The sequence below is a fragment of the Pseudomonas sp. 9_2_1 genome, from assembly GCF_059295275.1.
Map to the genome: position 1 here is coordinate 4225831 of NZ_CM181239.1, position 23745 is coordinate 4249575.

The following is a 23745-nucleotide window of genomic DNA, read 5'->3' on the forward strand; positions in this document are numbered from 1 at the left end:
GTCACGCCGACGCAACTTTTCCGGTGCACAAGTATCCATTGTTCAAACCACCCCATCGACGAGGACGAGTTCATGGCCCGCAAAAACGCCGCACAGGCTGACAGCGATCAGATCAAGGACCAGGTATTCAGCGAGTTGCAGTCGCTGATCGAAGAATCGGAGAAGCTGCTGACCGAGAGCGCCGCCCTGGTTGGCGAAGAGGCAGATAACCTGCGCGCGCAGGTCAGCCTCAAGCTCAAGCAGGCGCGCCAGGCCGCCGGTAACATGCGTGACAAGGCGCAGCCAGTGGTGGACGCCACCCAGGACTACATTGGTGGCCACCCGTGGCAGACGGTGGCCATTTCTGCAGGTTTCGGCCTGGTGGTCGGCCTGCTGCTGGGGCGGCGCAACTGAACGCCGGGCCGCCTGGTGCGATCAGGCGGCCTGCGCCAAGGGTATGCCACTGTGAAAGCGCAGCTCCTGGTCCGGTGACTGGATCAGCTCCACTTCTGCTGCACGAACCAGCTCCACCCGGCAGGCGATGTCCGCCTCATCGCCATAGTTGTGCGCCAGTTTCAGGTAGCCCTGGTAGTGGCGCGCTTCGCTTTTCAGCAGGCCGTGGTAGAAGCGGCCCAGCTCCTCATCCAGGTGCGGTACCAGTGCGGCGAAACGCTCGCAGCTGCGCGCCTCGATGAACGCCCCCACCACCAGCGTGTCCACCAGCTTGACCGGCTCGTGGGACCGCACCAGGCGGCGCAAGCCCGAGGCATAACGCCCGGCCGAGACCGGGCGCAGTGGCACGCCGCGGCGCTTCATCAGGCGCAGCACCTGCTCGTGGTGCACCAGTTCTTCGCGGGCCAGGCGCGACATCATATTGATCAGGTCGAGGTGGGTATTGTACTTGGCCATCAGGCTCAAGGCGGTGCTGGCGGCCTTGAATTCGCAGTTCTTGTGGTCGATCAGCAGGGTTTCCTGGTCGGCGAGCGCCGCTTCGATCCAGGCGTCTGGCGTCGGGCAGCCAAGAAAGGCGTCGATTTCGGGGATCAGGGACATAGGGTGCGACCACACAGAACAGGCAGGGTCGGCGATTATACCGGCGGCGGCCGTCGGCGCCAGTGACTATGCTTGATGTACATCAAGCGCCAGCCAGGGTAGCACCGGCTATAGTCAAGCACCGGTGCCACCTTTGAAGGGAGTTGCCCCCATGCAAGCCGTCCGCAGCATCCTCGTCGTCCTCGACCCCGACCACGCCCACAGCCGGGCGCTGACCCGGGCCAAGCTGATTGCCGGCGTCACCGGCGCACGCCTGCACCTGCTGATGTGCGACAAGCGGCATGACCACAGCGCGTTGCTGAGCCTGCTGAGCAGCCAGCTGCATGATGACGGTTATGACAACGTCACCCATGAACAGGCCAGGCACGACACCCTGCATGAATCCATCATTGCCGTGCAGCAGGCCGAAGGCTGCGAGCTGGTGATCAAGGAGCACCGCCCGGACAACCCGCTGAAGAAGGCCCTGCTCACCCCCAGTGACTGGAAGCTGCTGCGCCAGTGCCCGTGTGCGGTGCTGATGGTCAAGAGCGAGCGGCCCTGGACCGCGGGCAAGGTGCTGGCCGCAGTGGACGTGGGCAACCAGGACGAAGACCACCGCCGCCTGCATGCCAGCATCATCGACCATGGCTTCGAGATCGCCAAACTGGCCAAGGGTGAGCTGCACGTCATCAGTGCCCATCCGTCGCCGATGCTGTCGGCCTCGGACCCGACGTACCAGCTGAGCGAGACCATCGAACAGCGCTACCGCGAAGCATGCAACGCGTTCCAGGCCGAGTACGGCATCAGCGACGAGTGCCTGCATGTGGCTGAAGGGCCGGCGGATGTGCTGATCCCGCATACCGCACAGAAGCTCGATGCGGTGGTAACGGTGATTGGCACCGTGTGCCGTACCGGGATTACCGGGGCGTTGATCGGCAATACCTCGGAAGTGGTGCTGGACAAGCTGGAGGGTGATGTACTGGTACTCAAAAGCGAAGAAGCCATCGCCCACCTGGCCGAACTGGCCCGCGGCTGAGTTCGACCTGCCAGGGCCCTATCGCCGGCAAGCCAGTTCCCACATCGACCGCATTGACCTGAAGCCATGCGCAGCACCTGTGAGAGCTGGCTTGCCGGCGATGGGCTGCGAAGCAGCCCCAAAAAGCACCAGCCGCTAGGCCAATGCTTCGCGCACTTTCGGGTCCACCCCCTCCCCTTCGTTAGCCGCAACCCAGGCTGCCAGCTGCTGGCGCATGGCCGGCGTCCAGAAGCTCTGCAAATGCTGCCGCACCCCTTGCACCGCCAGCGCACGGTCTGGCTCGCTGTCGAAGTAATGGGCAATCTGGTTGGCCATCTTGACCAGGTTGTCGCTGCTCATCGGCGTACCTCGGCTTGCTCCGCTGTACGGCGTTCCTGCAGCAGGCGCCGCTGTTCATCACTGAAGTCCTGGTAACGCTGCTGCCATTGCGACGGCTGGAACACCTTCACCACCTCCACCGCTGTGACCTTGTACTCGGGGCAGTTGGTGGCCCAGTCCGAGTTGTCGGTAGTGATCACGTTGGCCCCCGACTCGGGGAAGTGGAAAGTGGTGTACACCACCCCCGGCGCCACCCGCGCACTGACTTTGGCCCGTAGCACGGTCTGCCCGGCGCGGCTGCCGATGCCGACCCAGTCACCGTCCTGGATGCCACGGCTTTCGGCGTCGGTCGGGTGGATTTCGAGGCGGTCGGCATCATGCCAGGCGACGTTGCCGGTACGCCGGGTCTGGGCGCCGACGTTGTACTGGCTGAGGATGCGCCCGGTGGTCAGCAGCAGTGGGTAACGGTTGTTGACCTTCTCGTCGGTGGGCACATAGCCGGTCAGCATGAAGCGCCCCTTGCCGCGCACGAACTGGTCGATGTGCATGGTCGGCGTGCCGTCCGGCGCGGCGTCGTTGCAGGGCCATTGCAGGCTGCCCTGGCGGTCGATTTCGGCGTAGCTGACGCGGCGGAAGGTGGGCGTCAGGCGGGCGATTTCCTCCATGATCTGGGACGGATGCTGGTAGTTCATCGGATAGCCCAGCGCGTTGGCCAGGGCCACGGTTGCCTCCCAGTCGGCCTTGCCGGCCAGCGGCTCCATGACCTTGCGCACCCGCGAGATACGCCGCTCGGCGTTGGTGAAGGTGCCGTCCTTTTCCAGGAACGAACTGCCCGGCAGGAACACATGGGCGAACTTGGCGGTTTCATTCAGGAAGATATCCTGCACCACCACGCACTCCATGGCGCGCAAGGCAGCAGTGACGTGCTGGGTATTGGGGTCGCTCTGGGCGATGTCCTCGCCCTGGCAGTACAGGGCCTTGAAGCTACCGTCCAGCGCTGCCTCGAACATGTTGGGAATGCGCAGCCCCGGGTCAGGCTGCAAGGTCACGCCCCAGGCCCGCTCGAACTCGGCGCGTACCCCTTCGTTGGAAATATGCCGGTAACCGGGCAGTTCGTGGGGGAACGAGCCCATGTCACACGATCCCTGCACGTTGTTCTGCCCGCGCAACGGGTTTACCCCTACCCCTTCGCGGCCGATGTTACCGGTGGCCATGGCCAGGTTGGCGATGCCCATGACGGCGGTACTGCCCTGGCTGTGCTCGGTCACACCCAGGCCGTAATAGATGGCCGCGTTGCCGCCGGTGGCGTATAGCCGGGCAGCGGCGCGAATCTGCTCGGCGGGTACGCCGCAGACCGGGCCGAGCAGCTCGGGGGCGTTGTCCGCCAGGCTGACGAAATCGCGCCAGCGGGCGAAGTCTGCGGTTTCGCAGCGGGCATCGATGAAGCGCTGGGCCAGCAGGCCCTCGGTGACGATCACATGGGCCAACGCGTTGAGCATGGCCACGTTGGTGCCCGGGCGCAGTTGCAGGTGCAGGTCTGCACGGGCGTGCGGCGAATCGACCAGGTCGATGCGCCGGGGGTCGATCACGATCAGCCGTGCGCCCTGGCGCAGGCGGCGCTTGAGCTGCGAGCCGAACACCGGATGGGCGTCGGTAGGGTTGGCGCCGATCACCAGCACCACGTCGGCCTGCATCACCGAATCGAAGCTTTGCGTGCCGGCCGATTCGCCGAGGGTCTGCTTCAGGCCATAGCCGGTGGGTGAATGGCACACCCGCGCGCAGGTATCGACATTGTTGTTACCGAAGGCAGTGCGCACCAGTTTCTGCACCAGGTAGGCTTCTTCGTTGGTGCAGCGGCTGGAGGTGATACCACCGATGGAGTCGCGCCCGTACTTGAGCTGAATGCGACGGAACTCGCTGGCGGCGTAATTCACCGCCTCGTCCCAGCTGACCTCCTGCCACGGGTCTTCCAGCCGCTTGCGGATCATCGGTCTGGTGATGCGGTCCGGGTGGGTGGCGTAACCCCAGGCGAAGCGGCCCTTGACGCAGGCGTGGCCGTGGTTGGCACCGCCGTTCTTGTCGGGGACCATGCGCACCAGCGTGTCACCCTTCATTTCAGCGCGGAACGAGCAGCCGACACCGCAGTACGCGCAGGTAGTGATGACCGAACGCTCAGGCTGGCCAAGCTGGACCAGGCTCTTTTCGGTCAGGGTTGCGGTCGGGCAGGCCTGCACGCAGGCGCCGCAGGACACGCACTCCGAGGCCAGGAAATTTTCACCACCCGCAGCCGCCACCCGCGACTCGAAGCCACGCCCGGTGATGGTCAGGGCAAAGGTACCCTGGATGTCCTCGCAGGCGCGTACACAGCGGCTGCAGACGATGCACTTGCTCGGCTCATAGTCGAAATACGGGTTGGAGACGTCCTTTTTTTCGGCCAGGTGGTTGGCCCCGTCATAGCCGTAGCGCACCTCGCGCAGGCCGACCTGGCCGGCCACGGTCTGCAGCTCGCAGTTGCCGTTGGCCGAGCAGGTCAGGCAGTCCAGCGGGTGGTCGGAGATGTACAACTCCATCACGTTGCGGCGCAGGCCCGCCAGGCGCGGGGTTTCGGTACGCACCTGCATGCCTTCGCTGACCGGGGTGGTGCAGGACGCCGGGTAGCCGCGCATGCCCTCGATTTCCACCATGCACATGCGGCATGAGCCGAAGGCTTCAAGGCTGTCTGTGGCGCACAGCTTGGGAATGCTGGTGCCGAGCATGGCTGCGGCGCGCATTACCGACGTGCCGGCGGGCACGCTGATGGCGCGGCCATCGATGTGCAGGCTGACCTGTACCTCGCTGTCACGGGCCGGAGTGCCGAGGTCGCTGCTTTTATCAAAATCGGGGTCGAAGTAATTGATCACTGCGCGGCCTCCGTGGTGGTCAGCCCAAAATCGGCGGGGAAGTACTTGAGGGCGCTGGCCACAGGGTACGCGGTCATGCCGCCCATGGCGCACAGCGAGCCATATTGCAGGGTGTCGCACAGGTCGCGCAGCAACAGCGCCTGGTCGTGGCGCTCGGTGAAATCGCTGCTGGCGATCAGCCGGTCGACCACTTCCATGCCGCGGGTGGAGCCGATGCGGCACGGGGTGCATTTACCGCAGGACTCTTCGGCGCAGAACTGCAGGGCGAAGCGCGCCATGCTGGCCATGTTCAGGGTGTCGTCGGCCACCACCACGCCGCCGTGACCGAGCATCGCGCCCATGGCCGCGAAGGCTTCGTAGTCCAGGGGCGTATCAAAGTGGCTGGGCGGCACCCAGGCACCCAGCGGGCCACCGACTTGCGCGGCCTTCAGCGGCCGGCCACTGGCTGTGCCGCCGCCGTAGCCTTCGACCAGCTCACGCAGGGTCAGGCCGAAGGCGCGTTCCACCAGGCCACCCTGGCGGATGTTGCCGGCCAGCTGGAACGGCATGGTGCCCAGCGAACGGCCCATGCCGAAATCACGATAGAACGCTGCGCCTTTGGCCAGGATGATGGGCACCGAAGCCAGGGTGAGCACGTTGTGCACCAGCGTCGGCAGCCCAAACAGCCCCTGCAGTGCCGGCAGCGGTGGTTTGGCGCGGACAATGCCGCGCTTGCCTTCGATGGATTCGAGCAGCGCGGTTTCTTCGCCACAGATATAGGCGCCCGCCCCCACCCGCACTTCCAGGTCGAACGCCTGGCCGCTGCCGGCGACATCGCTGCCCAGGTAGCCGGCATCACGCGCCAGGGCGAAGGCCTGGTTCAGCACGCGAATGGCGTCGGGGTATTCAGAGCGCACATAGATGTAGCCCTTGTCGGCGCCCACTGCCAGGCCGGCGATGATCATGCCTTCGATCAGCAGGAAGGGGTCGCCTTCCATCAGCATGCGGTCGGCGAATGTGCCGGAATCGCCTTCGTCGGCGTTGCAGACCACGTACTTCTGCCCGGCCCCCGCGTCCCGCACCGTACGCCACTTGATGCCGGCCGGGAACGCTGCGCCGCCCCGGCCGCGCAGACCGGAATCGAGCACGGCAGCGACCACTTCGGCCCCGTCCAGGGCCACCGCCGCTGCAAGACCGGCAAAGCCGCCGTTGGCGCGGTAGTCGTCCAGCGACAGTGGCCGGGTAATGCCGGCTCGGGCGAACAGCAGGCGTTGCTGGGTCTTGAGATAAGGTATTGCCTCGACTGGCCCCAGCGCCAGCGAGTGGCCGCCGGGTTCGCCGGCTAAAGCATCGAGCAACGATGGCACGTCCTGCGGGGTGACCGGGCCGAAACCCAGGCGACCCTGGACGCTGTCGCACTCCAGCAGCGGCTCCAGCCAGTAGAGCCCGCGCGAACTGGTGCGCTGGATCTCCACCGGCAACTGGCGGCGCGCAGCCTCGCGCTGCAAGGCATCGGCAACCTGATCGGCGCCGACGGCACGGGCGATCGAATCACAAGGGATGTACACCTTCAGCATGCTGCGTCCTCCCGGCAACCGTTCACCAGGGCGCGCAAGCGCTCCGGGGTGAGCCGTGCGTGCACCTGGCCGTCCAGTTCCAGCGCCGGCGAGCAGGCGCAGGCGCCCAGGCAGTACACCGGGCGCAGGCTGATGGCGCCGTCGGCGCTGGTGCCGTGGTCGTCCAGTGCCAGCTGCTCGCGCAGCTGCGCGGCCAGGGCCTCGGCGCCACGGCTCTGGCACGACTCGGCGCGGCACAGGCGCAGGGTGTGGCGTGCTGGCGCAGCGGTGCGGAAGTCGTGGTAGAAGCTGATTACCCCGTGCACCTCGGCCAGGCTGAGGTTCAAGGCATGGGCGATTTCGGGAATGGCGGCTTCCGGGATGAAACCGATGTCGTGCTGGATGGCGTGCAGGATCGGCAGCAGCGCGCCAGGGGTATCCTTGTCGCGCGCCAGGATGCGCTGGATCACGGGCAGGTGGAGCAATTCATCAGGCATACAGCGGACCTCGGAATCACGGACCCCGCCTGAATTGTTGTAAGGGCAGGTATCCGGCGTGTTCTGCTGCGGCGCGCCGGCCACGTCACGGTTGCGTGGAGCTGGCGGCCTCCTCGCCCACGGCCGCGCGTCTGCGCGCACTGGTCCCTAGGCATCCTGCAAGCATGGCACTTGTAGCGTTTGAGGGTTGCGTGCGAGCGACCAGGCGCATTCTGAAACCGACCTGCGGTGGTTCTGGCTGCGGGAGGGGCAGGTACAGGGGTTGCAGTAGCAGGTGCCCTGCCCTGGCAGCGCGGCAAAAGCCTGCACCATCGAGGAAACAGAGCGGCCCGTGGACCTAGAGAACCCGGTTTCCCCGGTTTCAACGCATGCCGACATCAACCTCTGGCCCGTTCAAGCGGCGCCTTTGGCCTGCTGTTCCAGCTGCAGTTGCAATGCCGGATCGAGCTGCAGTGCGGCGGCCAGTTCGTCCAGGTAGGCGCGCTCTGCGTCCTGCTGGTCGTCCACCAGCATTACGCTGGCCAGGTACATTTCCGCAGCCATGGCCGGGTCCTGGGCCGACCGGGCCACCTCGGCAGCATCGAGTGGCTTGCCGACTTCCTCATCCAGCCATTGCTGCAGTTGCGGGTCGCTGGTTTGCCGTTTGATCTCTGCGTAGATCAACTGTTGTTCCTGCTCGTCGACACGGCCGTCAGCCTTGGCTGCCGCAATCAGCGCACGCAGGATTGCATGGCTGTGGCCCTCGGCCTCGGGGCCGGACAATTGATCGACCGTACGAAGTGCCGCCTGCGGGGCTGCCGCCTGACTGCGCTGCCAGCTTTGATAGGCCTGGAACGCCATCATCCCCAACGATGCCAAGGCCGCGTAGTTGCTGCCACCCGCGGAGCGCCCCTGGGCAAAGCCGCCAGCGCTGCCGCCACTGCCACCCAACAGACCGCCCAGCAGACCACCAAGGCCGCCACCGCCGCGCGTGGCACCGCCGCCACCGAGCAAGCCGCCAAGCAACCCGCCCAGGGTGTCCTGCGATGACGGGCCGGCACTTCCTTGTTGCGCTTGCGAGCCTTGCCCGGCCCTGAGTAACTGTTCAAGCAGATCACTGGTGTTCATGGCTCCGCCCTCGGCTGGTAGTCGTTGCCCAGACAAGCAACGATAGTCCCCTCAAAGCGATACGCCATGACCGTCTGGCGCGATAGCCACGCGGATGACTGTGGTGCGCCCTCGCCTCAGCTGAACACCCAGAGCACCCGGGTGGGCTTGTCGGTGAGGTTGGCGTAGCGAAACCTTGCGTGAGGTTGCAGCTGGAAACTGTCACTGGCCTGCAGCGTTACCGGCTCGCCGCCATCCAGCCAGACGGTCAGCTCGCCTTCAAGCACGAAACAGCCTTGTTCCGAACTGTCGTCCAGGTACGCCTCGCCGCTGCTGGCGCCCGGCTGCAGGTGGCTGTCAAGCATGGAGAAGGCGCCGGATATGCTGGGCGATGCCAGCACATCGGTGATACCGCCGGCCAAGTGCAGCGTGCGACGCTCGTGAGGGCGGGTGACCCAGTCGAGTTCGCGGGGCTTTTCCAGCTTGTAGAAATAGGCCGTCGACACGCCAAGCTCTTCACTGATGGCCGTGAGGTCGGCCACGGTCGGGCGCGATACGCCGCGCTCGACCTGGGACAGAAAGCCCACCGAACGGCCGATGCGCTGGGCCAGTTCGCCCAAGGTGAGGCCTTTGAACTTGCGCAGGTCGCGAATCAGTACTGCCAGGCCTTCGACTTCTTCATGCACTTTCATAGTTGAATCGCGACTTTCGGACGGGAAATTGATGCCCTGAAAAGTACATGATTCACCTGACAAAGCAAAATGCCTTGGCGCGGCTGCCTCAGGAATAATTGTCCCGAAACAAATGTAGCAGCCTTGTGCTGCGAAGCGCCGCGCGGGCGGCGCTCGATCTCACAGGCGCTGAATATGGACAGCCAGGCCCTCTATCCTTAACGAACCGCCTCGTACGTCAAATCCAGGCACGTGCGCGCTTTTGCCACCAGTTCGTCGATTTCCTCGATGCTGATCACCAGCGGCGGCGCGATGATCATGGTGTCGCCCACGGCGCGCATGATCAGGCCGTTGTCGAAGCAGTGCTGGCGACAGATCATGCCGACACCTTTGCCTTCATGACGGGCACGGGTGGCCTTGTCTTTCACCAGCTCGATCGCACCGAGCATGCCCAGGCCGCGCACTTCGCCTACCAGCGGGTGGTCGGCCAGCTCGCGCAGGCGTTGTTGCAGATAAGGCGCGGTTTTTTCCCGGACCTGCTCGATGATCTGCTCGTCCCGCAGGATCCGCAGGTTCTCCAGGCCCACCGCAGCCGCCACCGGGTGCCCGGAATAGGTGAAGCCGTGGTTGAAATCGCCGCCTTCGCTGATGACCTTGGCCACGTCGTCCCGCACGATCACACCGCCCATGGGAATGTAGCCAGAGGTAAGGCCCTTGGCGATGGTCATCAGGTCGGGCTTGAGGTCGTAGTAATCGGTACCGAACCACTCCCCGGTACGGCCGAAGCCGCAGATCACTTCATCGGCGACGAACAGGATGTCGTATCTGGCGAGGATTTCCTTGATCTTCGGCCAGTAGGTCTGCGGCGGGATGATCACGCCACCGGCGCCCTGGATGGGTTCGGCGATAAACGCGGCGACATTGTCCACGCCCACTTCCAGGATCTTTTTCTCCAGCTGCTCGGCCGCCCACACGCCGAAGTCGGCCTCGGTCATGTCGCCGCCTTCGCCATACCAGTAGGGCTGCGGGATGTGCACGATATCCGGGATCACCCCGCCCTGCTGGTGCATGCCGCTCATGCCGCCCAGGGCCGCGCCTGCCACGGTGGAGCCGTGGTAGCCGTTGATGCGGCCGATGATGACCTTCTTGCTGCTCTGGCCCTTGATCGCCCAGTAGTGGCGGACCATGCGCAGCACGGTGTCGTTACCTTCCGAGCCGGAGCCGGTGAAAAACACATGGTTCATGCCTTGCGGCGCCACATCGGCGATGGCCTTGGCCAGCTCCAGCGCCGGTGGGTGCGCGGTCTGGAAAAACAGGTTGTAGTACGGCAACTGTTTCATCTGCTGACTGGCAACCTCGGCCAGCTCATCGCGACCATAGCCGACCGCCACGCACCACAGGCCGGCCATGCCATCGAGGATCTTGTTGCCCTCGCTGTCCCAGAGGTATACGCCCTTGGCCGAGGTGATGATGCGCGGGCCTTTCTCGGCCAGTTGCTTCACGTCGCTGAACGGGGCCAGGTGATGGTCACGGCTCATGGCCTGCCAGGCGAGGGTTTGCGAATTCTGTTCACGCATTGACTTCACTCCATCAAGTTGCGCAGCCGTGCTGCGCGGGTATTTTTGCAGTGGGGACGGTCGGTATTCAGGCCGACTTCAACAGCGTCTGGCGCAGTACCGAACGATGCCGACAGGCCTTGCCGAAGGCCTGGAAGATGGCCAGGTAATGGGGGTTGTCCATCACCTGAAACTCGGGGTGCCATTGCACGGCCAGGGCAAAACCCTTGCTGTTGCGTACCGAAATTGCTTCGACCAGGCCATCGGGCGCCAGCGCCTCCACCCGCAGCCCGTGCGCCAATACGTCGATGCCCTGGGCATGAATGGAATTGACCTCGATGATCGCCGGCAAGCCCATGCGCTCGAGCATGCCGCCCGGCTCGATATGCAAGGCGTGACGCGGGCCATATTGCTTGTCGATGGGCTCGTCCTTGCCTTCGCGGTGGTCCATGAACACGCCGGTCTGGTGAACGTTCTGGTGCAGGGTGCCGCCCAGCGCCACGTTCATTTCCTGAAACCCACGGCAAATGCCCAGCACCGGCACCCCGGCGGCAATGGCCGCACGCATCAGCGGCAAGGTGGTGGCATCACGCAAAGGGTCGTGATGGGTGCCTGCGGCACTCGCCGGCCCGTTGTAGTGGAACGGTTCGATGTTGGACGGCGAACCGGTGAAGATCAGCCCATCCACCACGTCGAGGATATCGGCGCTGTCCATCAGCTCTGCCAGGCTGGGAATCACGATCGGCAAGCCGGACGCGGCCTTGGCTGCCGCACGCGCGTACTTCTCGCTGATGGTCTGGGTTGCATGCTGTTCAATCATGCTGGTGCATGCGGTAATGCCGATAACGGGCACACGGGGCATATCTTCCTCCGGCAAATCCATATTGCGCGTTGTATTGAAACGCTAGAAAGAAAGGGCGCAGCGTCGCTGTTCGAGCGCCAGCACCTACAAGAACCAGCGGTACTCGCGGGCATCGATGTGCTGCATGAAGTCCAGTTGTTCCTGGTATTTGTTTTCGCAATAGACCATCACGAACTCACTGCCCAGGCCCTCGTTCAGGACCGGGTGGTGCCGCATGGCGGCCAGGGCGCTGAGGGCATCCTTGGGGAAATCGATGCCGCTCTGGCGGTTGTCGTTCAGCGGGGCGATAGGTTCGACGCCGCGATCCAGGCCATGCTCCATGCCGGTGAGGATGGCGGCCAGCACCAGGTACGGGTTGGCATCGGCGCCAGCGAGGCGGTGCTCGATGCGCAGGTTGCGCGGGTCGGACTCGGGTATGCGAATGCACGCATCGCGGTCTTCGAAGCCCCAGCTGGCCTTGCTCGCCGCGTTGACCATGGCGCCATAACGGCGGTAGGCGTTGTGGTTGGGGGCGAAGATCGGCATGCAGTGGGGCAGCAGCTCCAGGCACCCGGCCACCGCATGGCGCAGCTTGCGCTGTTCGGCGCCGGCCAGAATGTTGTTGCCGGCGTCGTCGTACAGGCTTACGTGTACATGCATGCCGCTGCCCGGTGCGTGCAGGTACGGCTTGCTCATGAAGCTGGCACGGTAGCCGTGCTTCAGGGCGATGCCACGGGTACTGCGGCAAAACAGTGCCGACCAGTCCGCCGCACTGAGGGCATCGTCGCTGTGGGAGAAATTGATCTCGAACTGGCCTGGGCCCAGCTCCGCCGTGATGACGTTGGCCGGCACGCCCTGCTCGTTGGCGCCATCGACCATTTCGTGCAGCACCGACGAGAACCGCGACAAGCGCTCGATGTGCATGTTCGGCTGGTCGTCCGGGTCTTCGCTCGCGGTGTCGCGTGGGTATTGCGGCTGGCCGTTGGCGAGCTTGCGGTCGAACAGGTAGAACTCCAGCTCGAAAGCCACTACCGGGCGGATACCACGCCTGGCCAGGCGCTGGATGACGCGGGCCAGCACTTCACGGGGCTCGAACTCGATAGGTTTGGCGGTGCCGTCGGAGGTGATAAGCATCTGGGCGATCATTTCCTGCTCCCAGCGCACCGGCTTCAGAGTACCCGGCACCAGGCGCCGTGCAGCATCCGGGTCGCCGTCGGCGAAGCAGTAGTCACCAATCGGGTACAGGCCACCCTGGGTACCAAGGAGCACACAGTTCTGCGGCAACTTCAGTGGCGTGCCGGCGGCGACTTTTTCCAGCATGTCCATGGGGTAGCGCTTGCCGTAGAAGTGCCCGGGGATATCCAGCGCAATCAGGTCGACATAACGTATGGCCGGGTACTGCGCCCGGAACGAGCGCACTTCAGTCAGCAGATCCGGAAAGATGACACTCATCTTCTTGTCCTTGTGAGGTGAACGAATTCAGTTGAAGACCCAGAGCACACGGGTGGGTTTGTCCGTCAGGTTGGCGTAGCGAAACTGCGCATGCGGGTGCAGCTGGAAGCAGTCGTTGGCTTGCAGGGTCACGGCATCGCCCTGGTCCAGCCACACCGTGAGCTCGCCTTCAAGCACGAAACAGCCCTGCTCGGAACGGTCACTGAGGTACGGCTCGCCACTGCTGGCGCCTGGCTCGAGATGGCTGTCGAGCATGGAGAAGGCGCCGGCGATGGTGGGCGACGCCAGCACATCGGTGATGCCCGATTCCAGATACAGCGTGCGCCGCTCGTGGGGGCGCGTGACCCAGCTGACGCTGCGGGGCTTGCTGAGGTTGTAGAAGTACGCGGTGGACACACCGAGCGCTTCGCTGATGGCGGTGAGGTCTGCAACCGTAGGGCGCGAGACACCGCGTTCAACCTGGGAGAGAAAGCCGACCGAGCGGTTGATCCGCTCGGCCAGCTCGCCCAGGGTCAGGTTCTTGAATTTGCGCAGGTCGTGAACAAGGATTGCGAGGGCTTCAAGCTCTTCGTGCATCTTCATGATTCGGACTGCCGTGAAATTTTTAGAGTTATTTTTCATGAAAAAATACACTAAAATTTTCACGAGTCAAGTGAGGGGTGACTGATTACCCAAGTACCAGTCAGTCAAGCACGTTGGGCTGATAGGTGATCGACATGGCAGTTTCGGCGCCTGTGAGATCGAGCGCCGCCCGCGCGGCGCTTCGCGGGTGAATCGGATCGCCGCACCGCCGCTCCCACATTTGTTGCAACGTACCAAACCTGTCAGGCCATGGTTGTCAGCCTTGTTGGCTTGACTGGATTTCTCGGTTGGCCACTCTGCAGCATCACCTGTCTCAAGCCATACACTGAACGATCAGGTATGGCACCGCCAGCCATCACCGGCCCAGACGCATGGCAGGCCAAGTTGGTAGACTATGCGCATTCCCCAAATCCACCCGGCTGCGCAGTATCCGGCCGGGTATCAGATATGTGCCCCAGATGCCCCAAGAATCCGCTGTAATTCAAGGCGCGGAACCGTCCCGCCGGTTTTCCGTTGCACCGATGATGGATCGGGTCGATTAAACGGGAAGGCCCAGTGTTTACTGGGTAGAAACGACGCTTGAAGATTTGCTAAAGCAAAAATTCAGCAAGGAAGGCAGGATGACCATTGATTTGGTCATTTTTTGGGCAGGATTGAGGGGGCACTCCGGTATGGCACTGCCGGTGTTTCTCACAGTCCACGGTCATGATCCCGAATGCTGTGGGCCACCACGCCCCACACCTCGAACTGGTCGCCTTCGAGAATGTACCGGGACGGGTATTTCGGATTGTCCGCCATGAGAACGACCCTTCCGTCGCGGATAACCATGCGCTTGCAGGTTGCTTCGCCGTTCACCGCGGCGATGATGATGTGGCCCGAACGGGATTCTACCAGGCGGTCGACCACCAGCAGGTCACCGGAAAAAATGCCGGCACCCTGCATGCTGTCGCCATCCACCTTGACCAGGTAAACGCTGGGCGTGCGCAGGTGGATCAGGTCGTCTATCGAGACCAGTTTGTTGTCGGCTTCGATGGGTAGGGCTGCGTTCATGATGGGTGGCCATATGCTGTATATGGATACAGTATCGTATGGCCGCGCTTGCGCGGGCAACTGCCGATCGGCGGCCTAATGCAACGGCGGCAAATCCTTACCTCGCGCCTTCGCAACCACCCGGAGCTGGTAATCCGCAACCAGTTGGAACAGCGACTCGGCCAGGAGGCGCAACCGCTCGACATCTTCTGCCGGCGCGCCATGGTCCTGAGCCTGGTGATACTCGCGCAGGGCGTCGACAGCCTGCTGGATTAGCGGCTCCCCTGCTTGAATCAACCCTGCTAGAGTTCTCCGCTCCACGAACCTCTCCCATCGAGTGGATACCTGGGAACAATAGCGGATCAGAATGGAAATCCAATACATCTACGTTGAAGCGGTCACATCCACCGATTGGTGGGAGCCCGTTCTCGCAGTTGCTTCCGGCGTAGTCGCGCTATGCGCTCTTGGCGCATCGCTGTATCAGGCCTACCTGTCCAGGCTGCACAATCGTCTCTCGGTAAAGCCCCACCTGGCTCTGCATTTCGAGCAGAGACCTGGAATATACAAGATCGAGCTTCGAAACGATGGCATAGGGCCCGCCATTATCACTTCCGCTTCGTTGATGAATCGAGGAACAGTGGTTCCGGGTGACAGCCTGGCGTTGATCGCAAATGCCGTGGCGCTTGTGCCGGAGTGCAAGCTCGTCCAGACCGAATTTTTCAAGCCTGATTTTGTGCTCCCGGCGGGAAAAGAAATCTCGATTGCCACAATCGAACACAACCCGATTATTACTGACTTCAATGCTTTTTTGTCTGGTCATCTGGAGCTGAACATCACCTACAAATCTGCCTATGGCGAGAAATTCACCTTTGAGTCCGAGCGACCTAAATAGAACCAGCCATGGCATGCCTTCAGTGCAGAAAATAGTCAATCGCTACGGGCTTTAACCCGATCAACCACGGCCTCGCACGCCAGCCCAGCTATTCGGCTTCGCTCAAGCGCTGCTGCGCAGCTGCCCGCCATTCGGTCAGCGTCTTCAAGCAATCCCCCGAGCACCACGACGGCAGAGGTTCCTGCCTGGCGCTGCTGGGTAGCGATGGTAACGCAGGTGGCTCGCTGGCCATCCCGCAGTCGCTTGATTTCGCCGTGCAGCCCGCTAGCAGCATACTCAGCAGCAGCGGCGCGGCCCTGGGCCAATTCCAATTTCTGTCGTGCACTCTCACCCTCCTCGTCCGCCACGGCTTGGCGGCGTTGCTCTTCGGCCCTGGCCTGGGCGGCGGCGCGGCGGTCACGCTCGGCCACCAGCAGGCGGTAGTCTGCCAGTTCTGTTCGTGCCCTTGCGGTTTCGCCGCGGGCGGCAGCGGCCTCAGACTTTCCCGCTCCCACGCGAATTTCCTGGCCTCCAGCCACCAGCACCAGCGCGATCAGCCACCAGCACCAGGCCGGTACCGCCCCCAGCCAGGTCACGCCAGCGCCCGCCGCACGCCTTCATCGATGATGGCAGCTGAATACGGGTTACCGCCGTTCTCATGGATGATGATGCTGACCACCATCCCGCGCAGCGTGGCCGGGTCCTTGATATTGATCGGGTCGGTGGTGCGCACGCCGATGCGCTTGGCCACGGCGCCGGCATAGGCCTGGGTGTCGTTCTCGTTGCTCGGCGCCCAGCGGTTGATCGTCTCGAGTACGGTGTCGATGCCCTTGCCGCCCACGCCAGGCATGCCGTCCTTGCCCCGGTAATTGATCAGCAGCTTTCCCAGGGCGCGGATGCCGTTTTCTGGCGTGTCGAAGATCGCGAACCGGCCGCCAGGCTCCTTGCCGATCTGGCCCTGCCAGTCGTTGCGGGCGTTGAAATCGATGTTGCCGGGGTTCCGATTGCGCACTCCGCGGGGTGTGGTCATGGGTTTCTCCAGGCGAAAGAAAGCCCGCTCTGGGCGGGCTGCATGAATTGCAGACACAAAAAAACCGCTCGAGGCGGCCATTTGGTGAAAGCTGTGATCAGGCGATGCTGTAGTAGGTTTTCAGCTCCGCTACCAGTTCCTTGAGCTGACCTGCTCCGATCTCGGTCGATAGCAGCGACTCTTCGAAGGTGTACAAGTCGCCGAACTTGGAGTTGCGCAGGGCATTATTGCTATACCGATAGCCGATTTCTAGGAAGGCACCCTCTGCGAGGGCGGTAACAGAACCGGTTTCCACGACCTGATCGAAAACATCTCCGCTGTTGATCGAGAGCGAGATCCGGCGGGTCTCAGAGTTGAAGTCGCAGACAAAAATGCCCCAGGTGGTTTCAGGGATAACCTTCGTTACCGACCCAACGCTTTTCGTGCCGGTCGCCACGCGGTTTCGAGCAGACTCGGTGGCGTACTGCTGCCCCCATGCCCGCAGCGTACAGCTTGTGGTAGTTGGACTTGCTGGATCAGGATAGCCAACAATGAAGTTGGTAAGGTAATTGCCAGCTCGGTCAGCCGGATCCCAGGCAAACGCAGATACCAGAGTGAACGATTCGGTATAGCTACCCGCCGGCAGCAAAATCGAGGCGGCCGCGCCCTGTCCGCCCGATGCAGCAGGGCCAGAGTAAAGCGCTTCCCGGCCAGCAAGGGTGACAATCTGCCAGCGATCGATGTTTGCTCCCGCCGGTGTGAGCACCTTGCCCGTGAGTCGGCAGCGGCCTGTAACGCCGCCGCCACTTAGCGCAGTCATGCTCCGCGCGCTGACGACGTGCTTGAGCGATGCGATCTTGGCGGCGACAGCGTCAGGCGCCGTCATGACGATTCGTGGGGCGCCTGCAGCGGCAGCCGCAGTGACACCTGGTAGTCGGATAAGCTGACCAGCCATGAAATGTTCCTTCTTCTAAATAATGATCAGGTTGCCTCGACGGCAATCCGTTGGTGGCAAGCCCAGTTGAATACGGGCCTCCCGTAGCCATCCCGGTCGGGGCTTTCGTCGCGCAAGCAAGATCGGGCGCCGCTGGTGGGGCCTGAAGGGCTTCCCGCGATACCGGCGTCCGCAATGCCGACGAAGGGATTGATGCCAGTCGGAACCGCGCTCAGGGTGACTTCGATTGTGTCGCGACCTACCAGCCTCACACCGGTAACCGTGGCACTGCTGCTGTCATCGACGTAGCGAATGCCCCAGTTGCCCGGATCGGTCACTGCACCGGTGTCGACGACCAGATTACCGAAGGGGGTGTAGAACTTGACGTGAATGACGCTGCCAGCGCGGACGGCCGAGACCGCGTGCGTAGGTTTCCAAGTGCGATTGTTGATGATGGATTCTGCCGCCCTGGCGTGCATGCACCCGATCCTTGAATAGCTGTCACCGGTCATATGTGTGCCATCGGTGTTGTAGGGCACCCAATATTTCGGCCCAGCGCACACGAAGCGATCAGGGAAATCCAGAGCAGCCTGGAGTTGAGCCAGTGGCACAAAGCTGCTGGTCATGCCGTAGTTGGTGAAGCTGCTCACCTGGTCCATCAGCAACTTGACCGGCCTGCTCTGGCCGCCAGCAGTACGAATGTCGGCATCGTAATCGGACTGCAGTTGAATCAGCGCAGCGGTGTAAGCGGCTTGGGTCATGGACCGGTCTTGCTCGCCCTGAATCCAGTCAACGAACGGGACGAAGTAGTTTTTCCCAAGCCTGGTGGCTTCGGCCTTGGCCGCCGTAACGCCAGCGATCAGGTTGTTGTAGAACAGCGTTCCCTTGCTGAGCTGGGCAATCGCCATTGCGTTTCGTCCATGTGCGCTGGTCAACAGCCCGGCATTGCTTGGTAGGCCGCGAAGACGGTTGAGCTGGGCAGACAACTGAACTACTGGCGTTTCTTGGAGCTTGCCAACCATTGGCTTGAATGGGGCCACCATGGCCTCGGTAAGCGTTGCGTCTTGATCGGTAAGGCGCACTCCATCTTGGAACGTCAGCAGGCGGTTTGCCGTCGGGGCCTGGGTCGTAACTGTCGTACTGGTTGCCCCCATGGATAGAGACTGGCCAGAACTGACGATATGGATAATGGTTTCTACGAAATCAGCGACAGATCCAGGCAGTGGAATATCGACTGTCACGGATGCTACGGCGCCGCTGCGCCGGATATAGGACAGCCGGCCGCTCGACACCTGCGGCGAGAAGTTGTCGCCACTGGACGTGACCTGGTACGGCACGCCATCCACCAGCACCCAGATATCCTGGCCACCCACCGGACCATCAGCGTAGGCAGCAACGGCGCCCGTGCTCTGACCGAACGTGACCACCTCGCCGCTCCACTTGATGCCCAGCAGCACCACGCCCTGAGCATCTACCACCGCCCAGGCATAGTCGCCCAAGAGGTCCAGCCCTGGCAGAGTATCGAGAAGAGCATGGGCCGCGCCGTTCTTCTTCACGCCGAGAATTGCCCGGTAGTTTTCGTCCACCACTGCCCACGGCATTTCATCATCCAGCGATCGTGGCGGGGTCTGGCTGAGTGCTGTGCGCGCTAAAACATCTGCGCTACGGGTTGCCTCGGCGTTCGGGTAGCTGTCCACATATTCCGCAACGCCTGCCTGGTTCCTGTAGACCTTGACGTACTCATCCTGGGCGCTGGAGAGCACACTGAAGTTCGTGCCGTCGGCAGTCGCAGCAAGGCCAAGCTCTACTGATACATAAGGCATGGCACCGCCGAGCAATGTCGCCAGGTTCGTCATCACCATCGCATTGGTTGGCCGGATTACCCCGCCACCAACATCCATCATCTTCACTTCGGGCGACAGCAGTAGCTCGTTCGTCGTCCCGACAATCCGGTCCAGCTCCTGAAGGGTCTGTTGGCCGCTCATCTAATCTTCCTCAATAAAAAAGCCCGCACTTGGCGGGCTTGGTAACTTCTGCGGCGTCATGCCGGCGGGAACTGGTCGTCGTAGGTGTAAACGCGGGCGTCGTAGGGCATGCCCTTCATCGCCGTGTTGCCATTGGCTGGGTCGGAGCTGGTGATCAGCACCGGGTAGGCCCAGCGTGCTGCAGGCCCGAACAGGATGTGGGGCGGCTCCAGCGGGCCATCCACCTCTGGCGTGAAGTCGAGTGCATCGACGCGCACCGTGTACTGATCAACCTGCGTGGCAGTCCACGGCCCGGACAGCGTGCCATCCAGCTTGCGCACGCCGATCCGGTGCTCGCCACCGGCGCTGAAGTCCAGAGGCTCCGATGAGCTCAGCAGCGTTCCGGACCCTGTCACCTCGAAGCCCAGCAAGATCGCGCTTTGGCAGCGCTTGGGCGCGTCATCAGCAACGGCCGCGAAGCTCAGATAGCCGCTGTTGCTGCCGTCCATCTCGGTTTCCCAGCTGTAGATGTCGGTCCGGAACTTCTGGTGGCCACGCCGACGCATGCCGATACGCCAGGCCCTTGTCCGGTCGCTGATGCCGGGCATCTTGATCTTCTCGACCTTGATGCCCAGGTCACCCGGCCACCGGCACTCGACCGTCTCCCACGCCCAGGTGGTGCGCGAAAAGAACTCCACATCCACGCCATCGAAGTCGTTGATCGACGGCATGGCGCCGCTGATCTTCAGCATCTTGGTCATGTTCTGCGGAGAGTAAGTCTGGGTCTTCGGGCCGTAGGTCACGTCGAACGCGGCACGGGCGCTGTCACGAACCGGGCGCAGCAATCCCCGGAAGGTCACCAGTTCGCCGAACCCGCACGCCAGCGCGTTGTTGATCATGTCCTTGACGGTGATCGTCGATTCCAGCGTCTCGTCATAGGTATCGCCTCGGGCCACGCAGGTGTTGTGGAAGGCCTGCCACTCGGGCAGATCCAGGTCGTCGTCCGTGTACCCTCGCTGCTTCAACTGGTAGATGCACCAGGGCACGATGTCGCGGGTTGGTCCGGTACCGCCCTCCATCAGCGGAAGAATGCGGGTTACCTCGCCGCTCACCTGGCTTTCCGATTGCGCCGAAATACGGTCTCCACCCCGGATGTTGGCGGTCATCACGGTCAGGCCTGGGTAGCTCGTGGGCGAGTTCTGCATCCGCCCGCGCAGATCCGTCCAAGTGGCATCATCCCGCGCTTCGTCGTTGATCCGGCCCGGGCGGTCCTTGTAAAGCTTGCGCACCCTGGCCTCGGCACGCATCGCATAGGGAAGCGCAACGCGGCCGGTGAACCCCTGTGCATCCAGCGACCCGCCGTAGTTCATCTGCTCGAGCACAGTCCAGGGACCGGCGAGATCCATGTCGCGGTACTCGAAGACGTAGTAGGTCGGGATCTCGTAGATCTGCCCTTCCCTGCCAATGCCGGCCAGGCCGTTGGCGTAGGTGACCGACCACTCCAGCTCGATGACCTTCTCGTTGTCCGGGCAGCAGGCGAACGGGCCGCGATAGCCGCCCTGAAGGTTCGAGGCGTCCAGCGTGATCAGGCCGTTGACGGTCTGCATCGTGTTGAAGCCTGGCCAGCCGGCATCGGTAGAGCCGGACGAGGTCAGGCGCTCCACTTCCAGTAGGCTGGTGCTGTAGGCAGTGATCCGGTACCGCAGTCCGCGCGGCCCTATGGTGGCCAGGCCCTGCCCGAGCGCCAGGCCGACCACCGGCGATCCGCCGTCGTAGTCGAGCGTCATTTCCGCTGGCTGCTCGGGAATGGCGCTGGTCGCTGCCGTGCCGGTAACCCCGACTGGAGACGAGCCCAAGATGGTTGATGCTCCGGTCGCTGTGATGGCTTGGCCAGCAAACGGGGTCAACTCAACGAAGCGCAGGCGCCCGCTGCTCTGCTGCGCCTGGAATGACGTGCCGCTGAGCAGGGTATTCAGTGCAGACACGAGGCCGGCGAGGTCGGTCGTGGCCGTATTCAGCGTCACCGGGTAGGTGGATGCGCCCCGGACCAGGCTAAAGCTCAGCGGCGTGACGTTGAAGTCGTACCGGCTCGGCGTTGCAGAACCGGTCAGCGTCGACGCTGTGCCGGGGTTGGCCGGCACGCCTGGGCTGTACGGCGTGTAGCTGTGCACCACATACAGGCCCGCATTTGCCCCGGCCACCTCGATGAGCATGCCCGCGGCTGGGTTGAGCATCTCCAGCGGGCCACGGATGATGTCGCGCCCGGCGCCGCCGTCGATCACCGTATAGGTGTACGGGGCGAGCACGCGGATGATGATCCCATTCGACCAGTCAGCCGGGAACTGGCCGGAGCCGGCCGGCACGCTGATGGTTTCGCCAACGAATTGGTACGCCGAAGCCGTAGCTGACCGGGTCAGGTCGGCGGCCATGGTCAGCTCGAGGCCTGCAGAGCCACTGGAGCTTGCCCCGACCTCTGGGGCGTTGAACCAGTTGATGTGCGCCGGATCTGCCGAAAGGTCAGCACCTGGCGGGTAGATCGTGAACGTCGCGTCGGCGCCCAAGGAGATCAGCGGCGTTTCGCCAACCTTGACCTTGGAGAGCGGCACCTCGTACTCGCCTTCGCCGATATACAGCAGCATTTCCACTCGCTGGTCGCGCGGCGCGACATATACCCGGCGAGGCTGGGCGAGATAGGCCGGATACACCCTCTGGTGTCCAGCCACCTGGCGCACTGGCTCACCCAGTTTCACCTTATTGCCCTTGGCGCTCGCCTCGGCGATGGGGTCGCCCTGCTGAGCGCCGGCACTGGAAGGCATGCCGGGCATCTTGGGCATGATCGACTTCAGCACCGCCTTGGCGCCCTTGAACAGGGCGAAGGTGATGGAGAATGGGTCGGTGCCCTTTGGCTCGCGGTAGATCTGGAACAGGTCGGACGGCTTGAACTGCACCTTGTGCCACAGGTGCTGCTCGATCACCTCATCGTTCAGCAGCACGCTGATTGGCGGGCTTTCCCGGCGCTCATACGACGGGGCCAGGGACTGCAGCCACTCCTCGATAGACATGCGGCGGTCGGTCTTCCAGATGCCGAGAGGCGCCGTATCACTCAGCTTGTTCGGGTAGAACTCGATCACGGTAATAGACCACCTTGGGGTGAGCGGCTTCGAACTCGCCGGTTGTCCGGAGGCATGCGCCGCCGGGGTTTGTGTCCAGCACCTTCAGCCTTCCCTCGCTCATCAGCACTGTGCCTACGTGCAGCAGGGCTCTGCCGCGAAGCACCGCTGCAATAGCACCAGGCTCTGGCATGCACTCCTCCATCGCTTTGCGGAGGGCCCGATAGGCTTTCGTATTGGCTAGGATCTTGTCCTTGCCCACAGCACCCAGGGATGGCAGCAAACCCAGCCCGAAGAACTCGTGCCGAATCGCCCGGCACAGGCCCCAGCAATCGAAGGCAATAGGACCCCGTGCACCCTCGCGATACGGGGCGCGCATGAATTTCTCGATCATGGTCAGATGTACTTCAGGCCAGGTGCCAGAGAGGTGGTCAGGATGGTGCGGAGACCGTTGGTGTTGAGCAGGTCGAAGAAGCCAGCGGTGAGTTTTGCCACGTCGTCTTCATATTCCCGGCTCAGGAGCGTCATCCGATACCGCTCTTGCGGGAACGTGAGGTCTTCGGCCAGGTAGCGCCGAAAGGTGATGATGAAGCGCTTGTCGGCAGCCTTGGCCGCCTCCACCACCTCCTGCACCTCGCCGGTCACGTTGTCCAGGCCAAGCACCAGGTTCTGGAACGCGCTGTTGTCGTTCTTCGGCAGTGCCAGATCCATGGCCATGGCGATGAAGGTGAGCGTGCGGCCATCCTCCGTTGTGCACACCCGGTCTTCCCACCCAGAGCAGTACAGGTGGGAGACGGTGCCCCCTTCCTCCCTCGCCTCGATGGTGTCGACCAGTTCCCCGCGCCCCGATGCGTAGCACTCTTCGATCAGGCTCATCCGAAGTACTCCGTGTGCCACTTCTCAAGAATGGATTGCAGGCCGTCGTTGAACTGGTCGAGCGGCATGCCCAGGTAGGCGCCGAGATACTGGTCCTCGGTGTAGACCGGGCGCTTCTTGAACTCCAAGCGAGCAGAGAACCGCCAGCGCTTGATTTGAGTCAGTTCCACGCCGGTGTACATGCCTTTGAAGTGCACCAGGTGCACCTGCATGCCCAGAGCGGTTTGAAGTGGCATCTCGAACCACTCGACGCCAAGGTTCAGCGCCCAGGTATACCAACCCTCGAAAAGGGCGAACTCTTCCTGGCTGAAGTTGAATGTGAACTGAGCGGAGGTCGGAGGATTGCTAGTTACCCGCCGGTACCGCGACCGACCGGTAACCATCGGCGTAGCCCGCATCGGATCAACCGTGCTCAGGCCATACCCCTCCTGCAGAGGAAGTGGCAATTCTGCCGGGTATTGAATCAT

24 protein-coding genes are annotated in these 23745 nt (G+C 63.0%); 3 read left to right on the plus strand and 21 right to left on the minus strand.

Features of this window, described 5'->3' with window-relative positions:
• Positions 1-72: 72 nt before the first annotated feature.
• A complete protein-coding gene (locus AC5O5I_RS19100) occupies positions 73-393 on the plus strand; it encodes an ElaB/YgaM/YqjD family protein (RefSeq protein ID WP_172218473.1) in 321 nt (106 codons plus the stop codon).
• A gap of 21 nt (positions 394-414) precedes the next feature.
• Here AC5O5I_RS19100 and AC5O5I_RS19105 read toward each other — a convergent pair whose 3' ends face one another.
• Complete coding sequence (locus tag AC5O5I_RS19105; RefSeq protein ID WP_172218475.1) at positions 415-1032, minus strand: MiaE family protein; 618 nt, start codon at positions 1030-1032, stop codon at positions 415-417.
• Positions 1033-1183: 151 nt separating this feature from the next.
• On the opposite strand from AC5O5I_RS19105, the gene AC5O5I_RS19110 reads away from it, so the two are divergent.
• Positions 1184-2047, plus strand: coding sequence for a universal stress protein (locus tag AC5O5I_RS19110; RefSeq protein WP_172218477.1), 864 nt, complete (start codon positions 1184-1186; stop codon positions 2045-2047).
• Positions 2048-2182: 135 nt separating this feature from the next.
• Here the strand turns inward: AC5O5I_RS19110 and AC5O5I_RS19115 are convergent, their stop codons facing one another.
• The 12 genes from AC5O5I_RS19115 to AC5O5I_RS19170 form a co-directional block, all read right to left on the minus strand.
• The gene (locus AC5O5I_RS19115) at positions 2183-2386 is read right to left on the minus strand and encodes a formate dehydrogenase subunit delta (RefSeq protein ID WP_172218479.1); all 204 of its coding nucleotides are present in this window, start codon (positions 2384-2386) and stop codon (positions 2183-2185) included.
• Entirely contained in the window at positions 2383-5265 is a 2883-nt protein-coding gene (gene fdhF / locus AC5O5I_RS19120) for a formate dehydrogenase subunit alpha (protein ID WP_172218481.1), read from the minus strand. Before fdhF ends, AC5O5I_RS19115 begins: the two co-directional genes overlap by 4 nt.
• The gene (locus AC5O5I_RS19125) at positions 5262-6821 is read right to left on the minus strand and encodes a formate dehydrogenase beta subunit (RefSeq protein ID WP_494511335.1); all 1560 of its coding nucleotides are present in this window, start codon (positions 6819-6821) and stop codon (positions 5262-5264) included. Before AC5O5I_RS19125 ends, fdhF begins: the two co-directional genes overlap by 4 nt.
• Positions 6815-7297, minus strand: a complete 483-nt coding sequence (locus AC5O5I_RS19130) for a formate dehydrogenase subunit gamma (protein WP_172218485.1) — start codon at positions 7295-7297, stop codon at positions 6815-6817. The genes AC5O5I_RS19125 and AC5O5I_RS19130 overlap by 7 nt, the downstream gene beginning before the upstream one ends.
• A gap of 393 nt (positions 7298-7690) precedes the next feature.
• On the minus strand, positions 7691-8404 hold the full coding sequence (locus tag AC5O5I_RS19135; protein WP_172218487.1) for a tellurite resistance TerB family protein: 714 nt from the start codon (positions 8402-8404) through the stop codon (positions 7691-7693).
• Between the two features lie 116 nt (positions 8405-8520).
• On the minus strand, positions 8521-9075 hold the full coding sequence (locus tag AC5O5I_RS19140; RefSeq protein ID WP_172218488.1) for a helix-turn-helix domain-containing protein: 555 nt from the start codon (positions 9073-9075) through the stop codon (positions 8521-8523).
• 197 nt (positions 9076-9272) lie between these two features.
• The gene (locus AC5O5I_RS19145) at positions 9273-10631 is read right to left on the minus strand and encodes an aspartate aminotransferase family protein (RefSeq protein WP_172218490.1); all 1359 of its coding nucleotides are present in this window, start codon (positions 10629-10631) and stop codon (positions 9273-9275) included.
• A 67-nt stretch (positions 10632-10698) separates the two neighbouring features.
• Positions 10699-11472, minus strand: coding sequence for a gamma-glutamyl-gamma-aminobutyrate hydrolase family protein (locus AC5O5I_RS19150; protein ID WP_172218492.1), 774 nt, complete (start codon positions 11470-11472; stop codon positions 10699-10701).
• An 84-nt stretch (positions 11473-11556) separates the two neighbouring features.
• Positions 11557-12903, minus strand: coding sequence for a glutamine synthetase family protein (locus tag AC5O5I_RS19155; RefSeq protein ID WP_494511336.1), 1347 nt, complete (start codon positions 12901-12903; stop codon positions 11557-11559).
• Positions 12904-12930: 27 nt separating this feature from the next.
• Positions 12931-13485 carry a helix-turn-helix domain-containing protein gene (locus AC5O5I_RS19160; RefSeq protein ID WP_172218496.1) on the minus strand — a complete coding sequence of 185 codons (555 nt, stop codon included), beginning with the start codon at positions 13483-13485 and terminating at the stop codon, positions 12931-12933.
• Positions 13486-14175: 690 nt separating this feature from the next.
• Positions 14176-14535, minus strand: coding sequence for a LexA family protein (locus AC5O5I_RS19165; protein WP_494511337.1), 360 nt, complete (start codon positions 14533-14535; stop codon positions 14176-14178).
• A gap of 75 nt (positions 14536-14610) precedes the next feature.
• Positions 14611-14811 (minus strand): hypothetical protein, encoded by a 201-nt coding sequence (locus tag AC5O5I_RS19170; RefSeq protein ID WP_494512779.1) that lies wholly within the window; start codon positions 14809-14811, stop codon positions 14611-14613.
• Positions 14812-14881: 70 nt separating this feature from the next.
• On the opposite strand from AC5O5I_RS19170, the gene AC5O5I_RS19175 reads away from it, so the two are divergent.
• Complete coding sequence (locus AC5O5I_RS19175; RefSeq protein WP_494511338.1) at positions 14882-15406, plus strand: hypothetical protein; 525 nt, start codon at positions 14882-14884, stop codon at positions 15404-15406.
• Positions 15407-15441: 35 nt separating this feature from the next.
• Here AC5O5I_RS19175 and AC5O5I_RS19180 read toward each other — a convergent pair whose 3' ends face one another.
• From AC5O5I_RS19180 to AC5O5I_RS19215, 8 genes are all read right to left on the minus strand, one after another.
• A complete protein-coding gene (locus tag AC5O5I_RS19180; protein WP_494511339.1) occupies positions 15442-15981 on the minus strand; it encodes a DUF2514 family protein in 540 nt (179 codons plus the stop codon).
• The gene (locus tag AC5O5I_RS19185; protein ID WP_494511340.1) at positions 15978-16415 is read right to left on the minus strand and encodes a structural protein P5; all 438 of its coding nucleotides are present in this window, start codon (positions 16413-16415) and stop codon (positions 15978-15980) included. Before AC5O5I_RS19185 ends, AC5O5I_RS19180 begins: the two co-directional genes overlap by 4 nt.
• A 97-nt stretch (positions 16416-16512) precedes the next feature.
• The gene (locus AC5O5I_RS19190) at positions 16513-17349 is read right to left on the minus strand and encodes a hypothetical protein (RefSeq protein ID WP_494511341.1); all 837 of its coding nucleotides are present in this window, start codon (positions 17347-17349) and stop codon (positions 16513-16515) included.
• A gap of 26 nt (positions 17350-17375) precedes the next feature.
• A complete protein-coding gene (locus tag AC5O5I_RS19195; protein WP_494511342.1) occupies positions 17376-19313 on the minus strand; it encodes a hypothetical protein in 1938 nt (645 codons plus the stop codon).
• A 56-nt stretch (positions 19314-19369) separates the two neighbouring features.
• Entirely contained in the window at positions 19370-22423 is a 3054-nt protein-coding gene (locus tag AC5O5I_RS19200; RefSeq protein ID WP_494511343.1) for a host specificity factor TipJ family phage tail protein, read from the minus strand.
• Positions 22392-22796 (minus strand): hypothetical protein, encoded by a 405-nt coding sequence (locus tag AC5O5I_RS19205; RefSeq protein ID WP_494511344.1) that lies wholly within the window; start codon positions 22794-22796, stop codon positions 22392-22394. The genes AC5O5I_RS19200 and AC5O5I_RS19205 overlap by 32 nt, the downstream gene beginning before the upstream one ends.
• Positions 22797-22798: 2 nt before the next feature.
• Complete coding sequence (locus AC5O5I_RS19210) at positions 22799-23278, minus strand: DUF1833 family protein (RefSeq protein WP_494511345.1); 480 nt, start codon at positions 23276-23278, stop codon at positions 22799-22801.
• Complete coding sequence (locus AC5O5I_RS19215) at positions 23275-23745, minus strand: transposase (RefSeq protein ID WP_494511346.1); 471 nt, start codon at positions 23743-23745, stop codon at positions 23275-23277. Before AC5O5I_RS19215 ends, AC5O5I_RS19210 begins: the two co-directional genes overlap by 4 nt.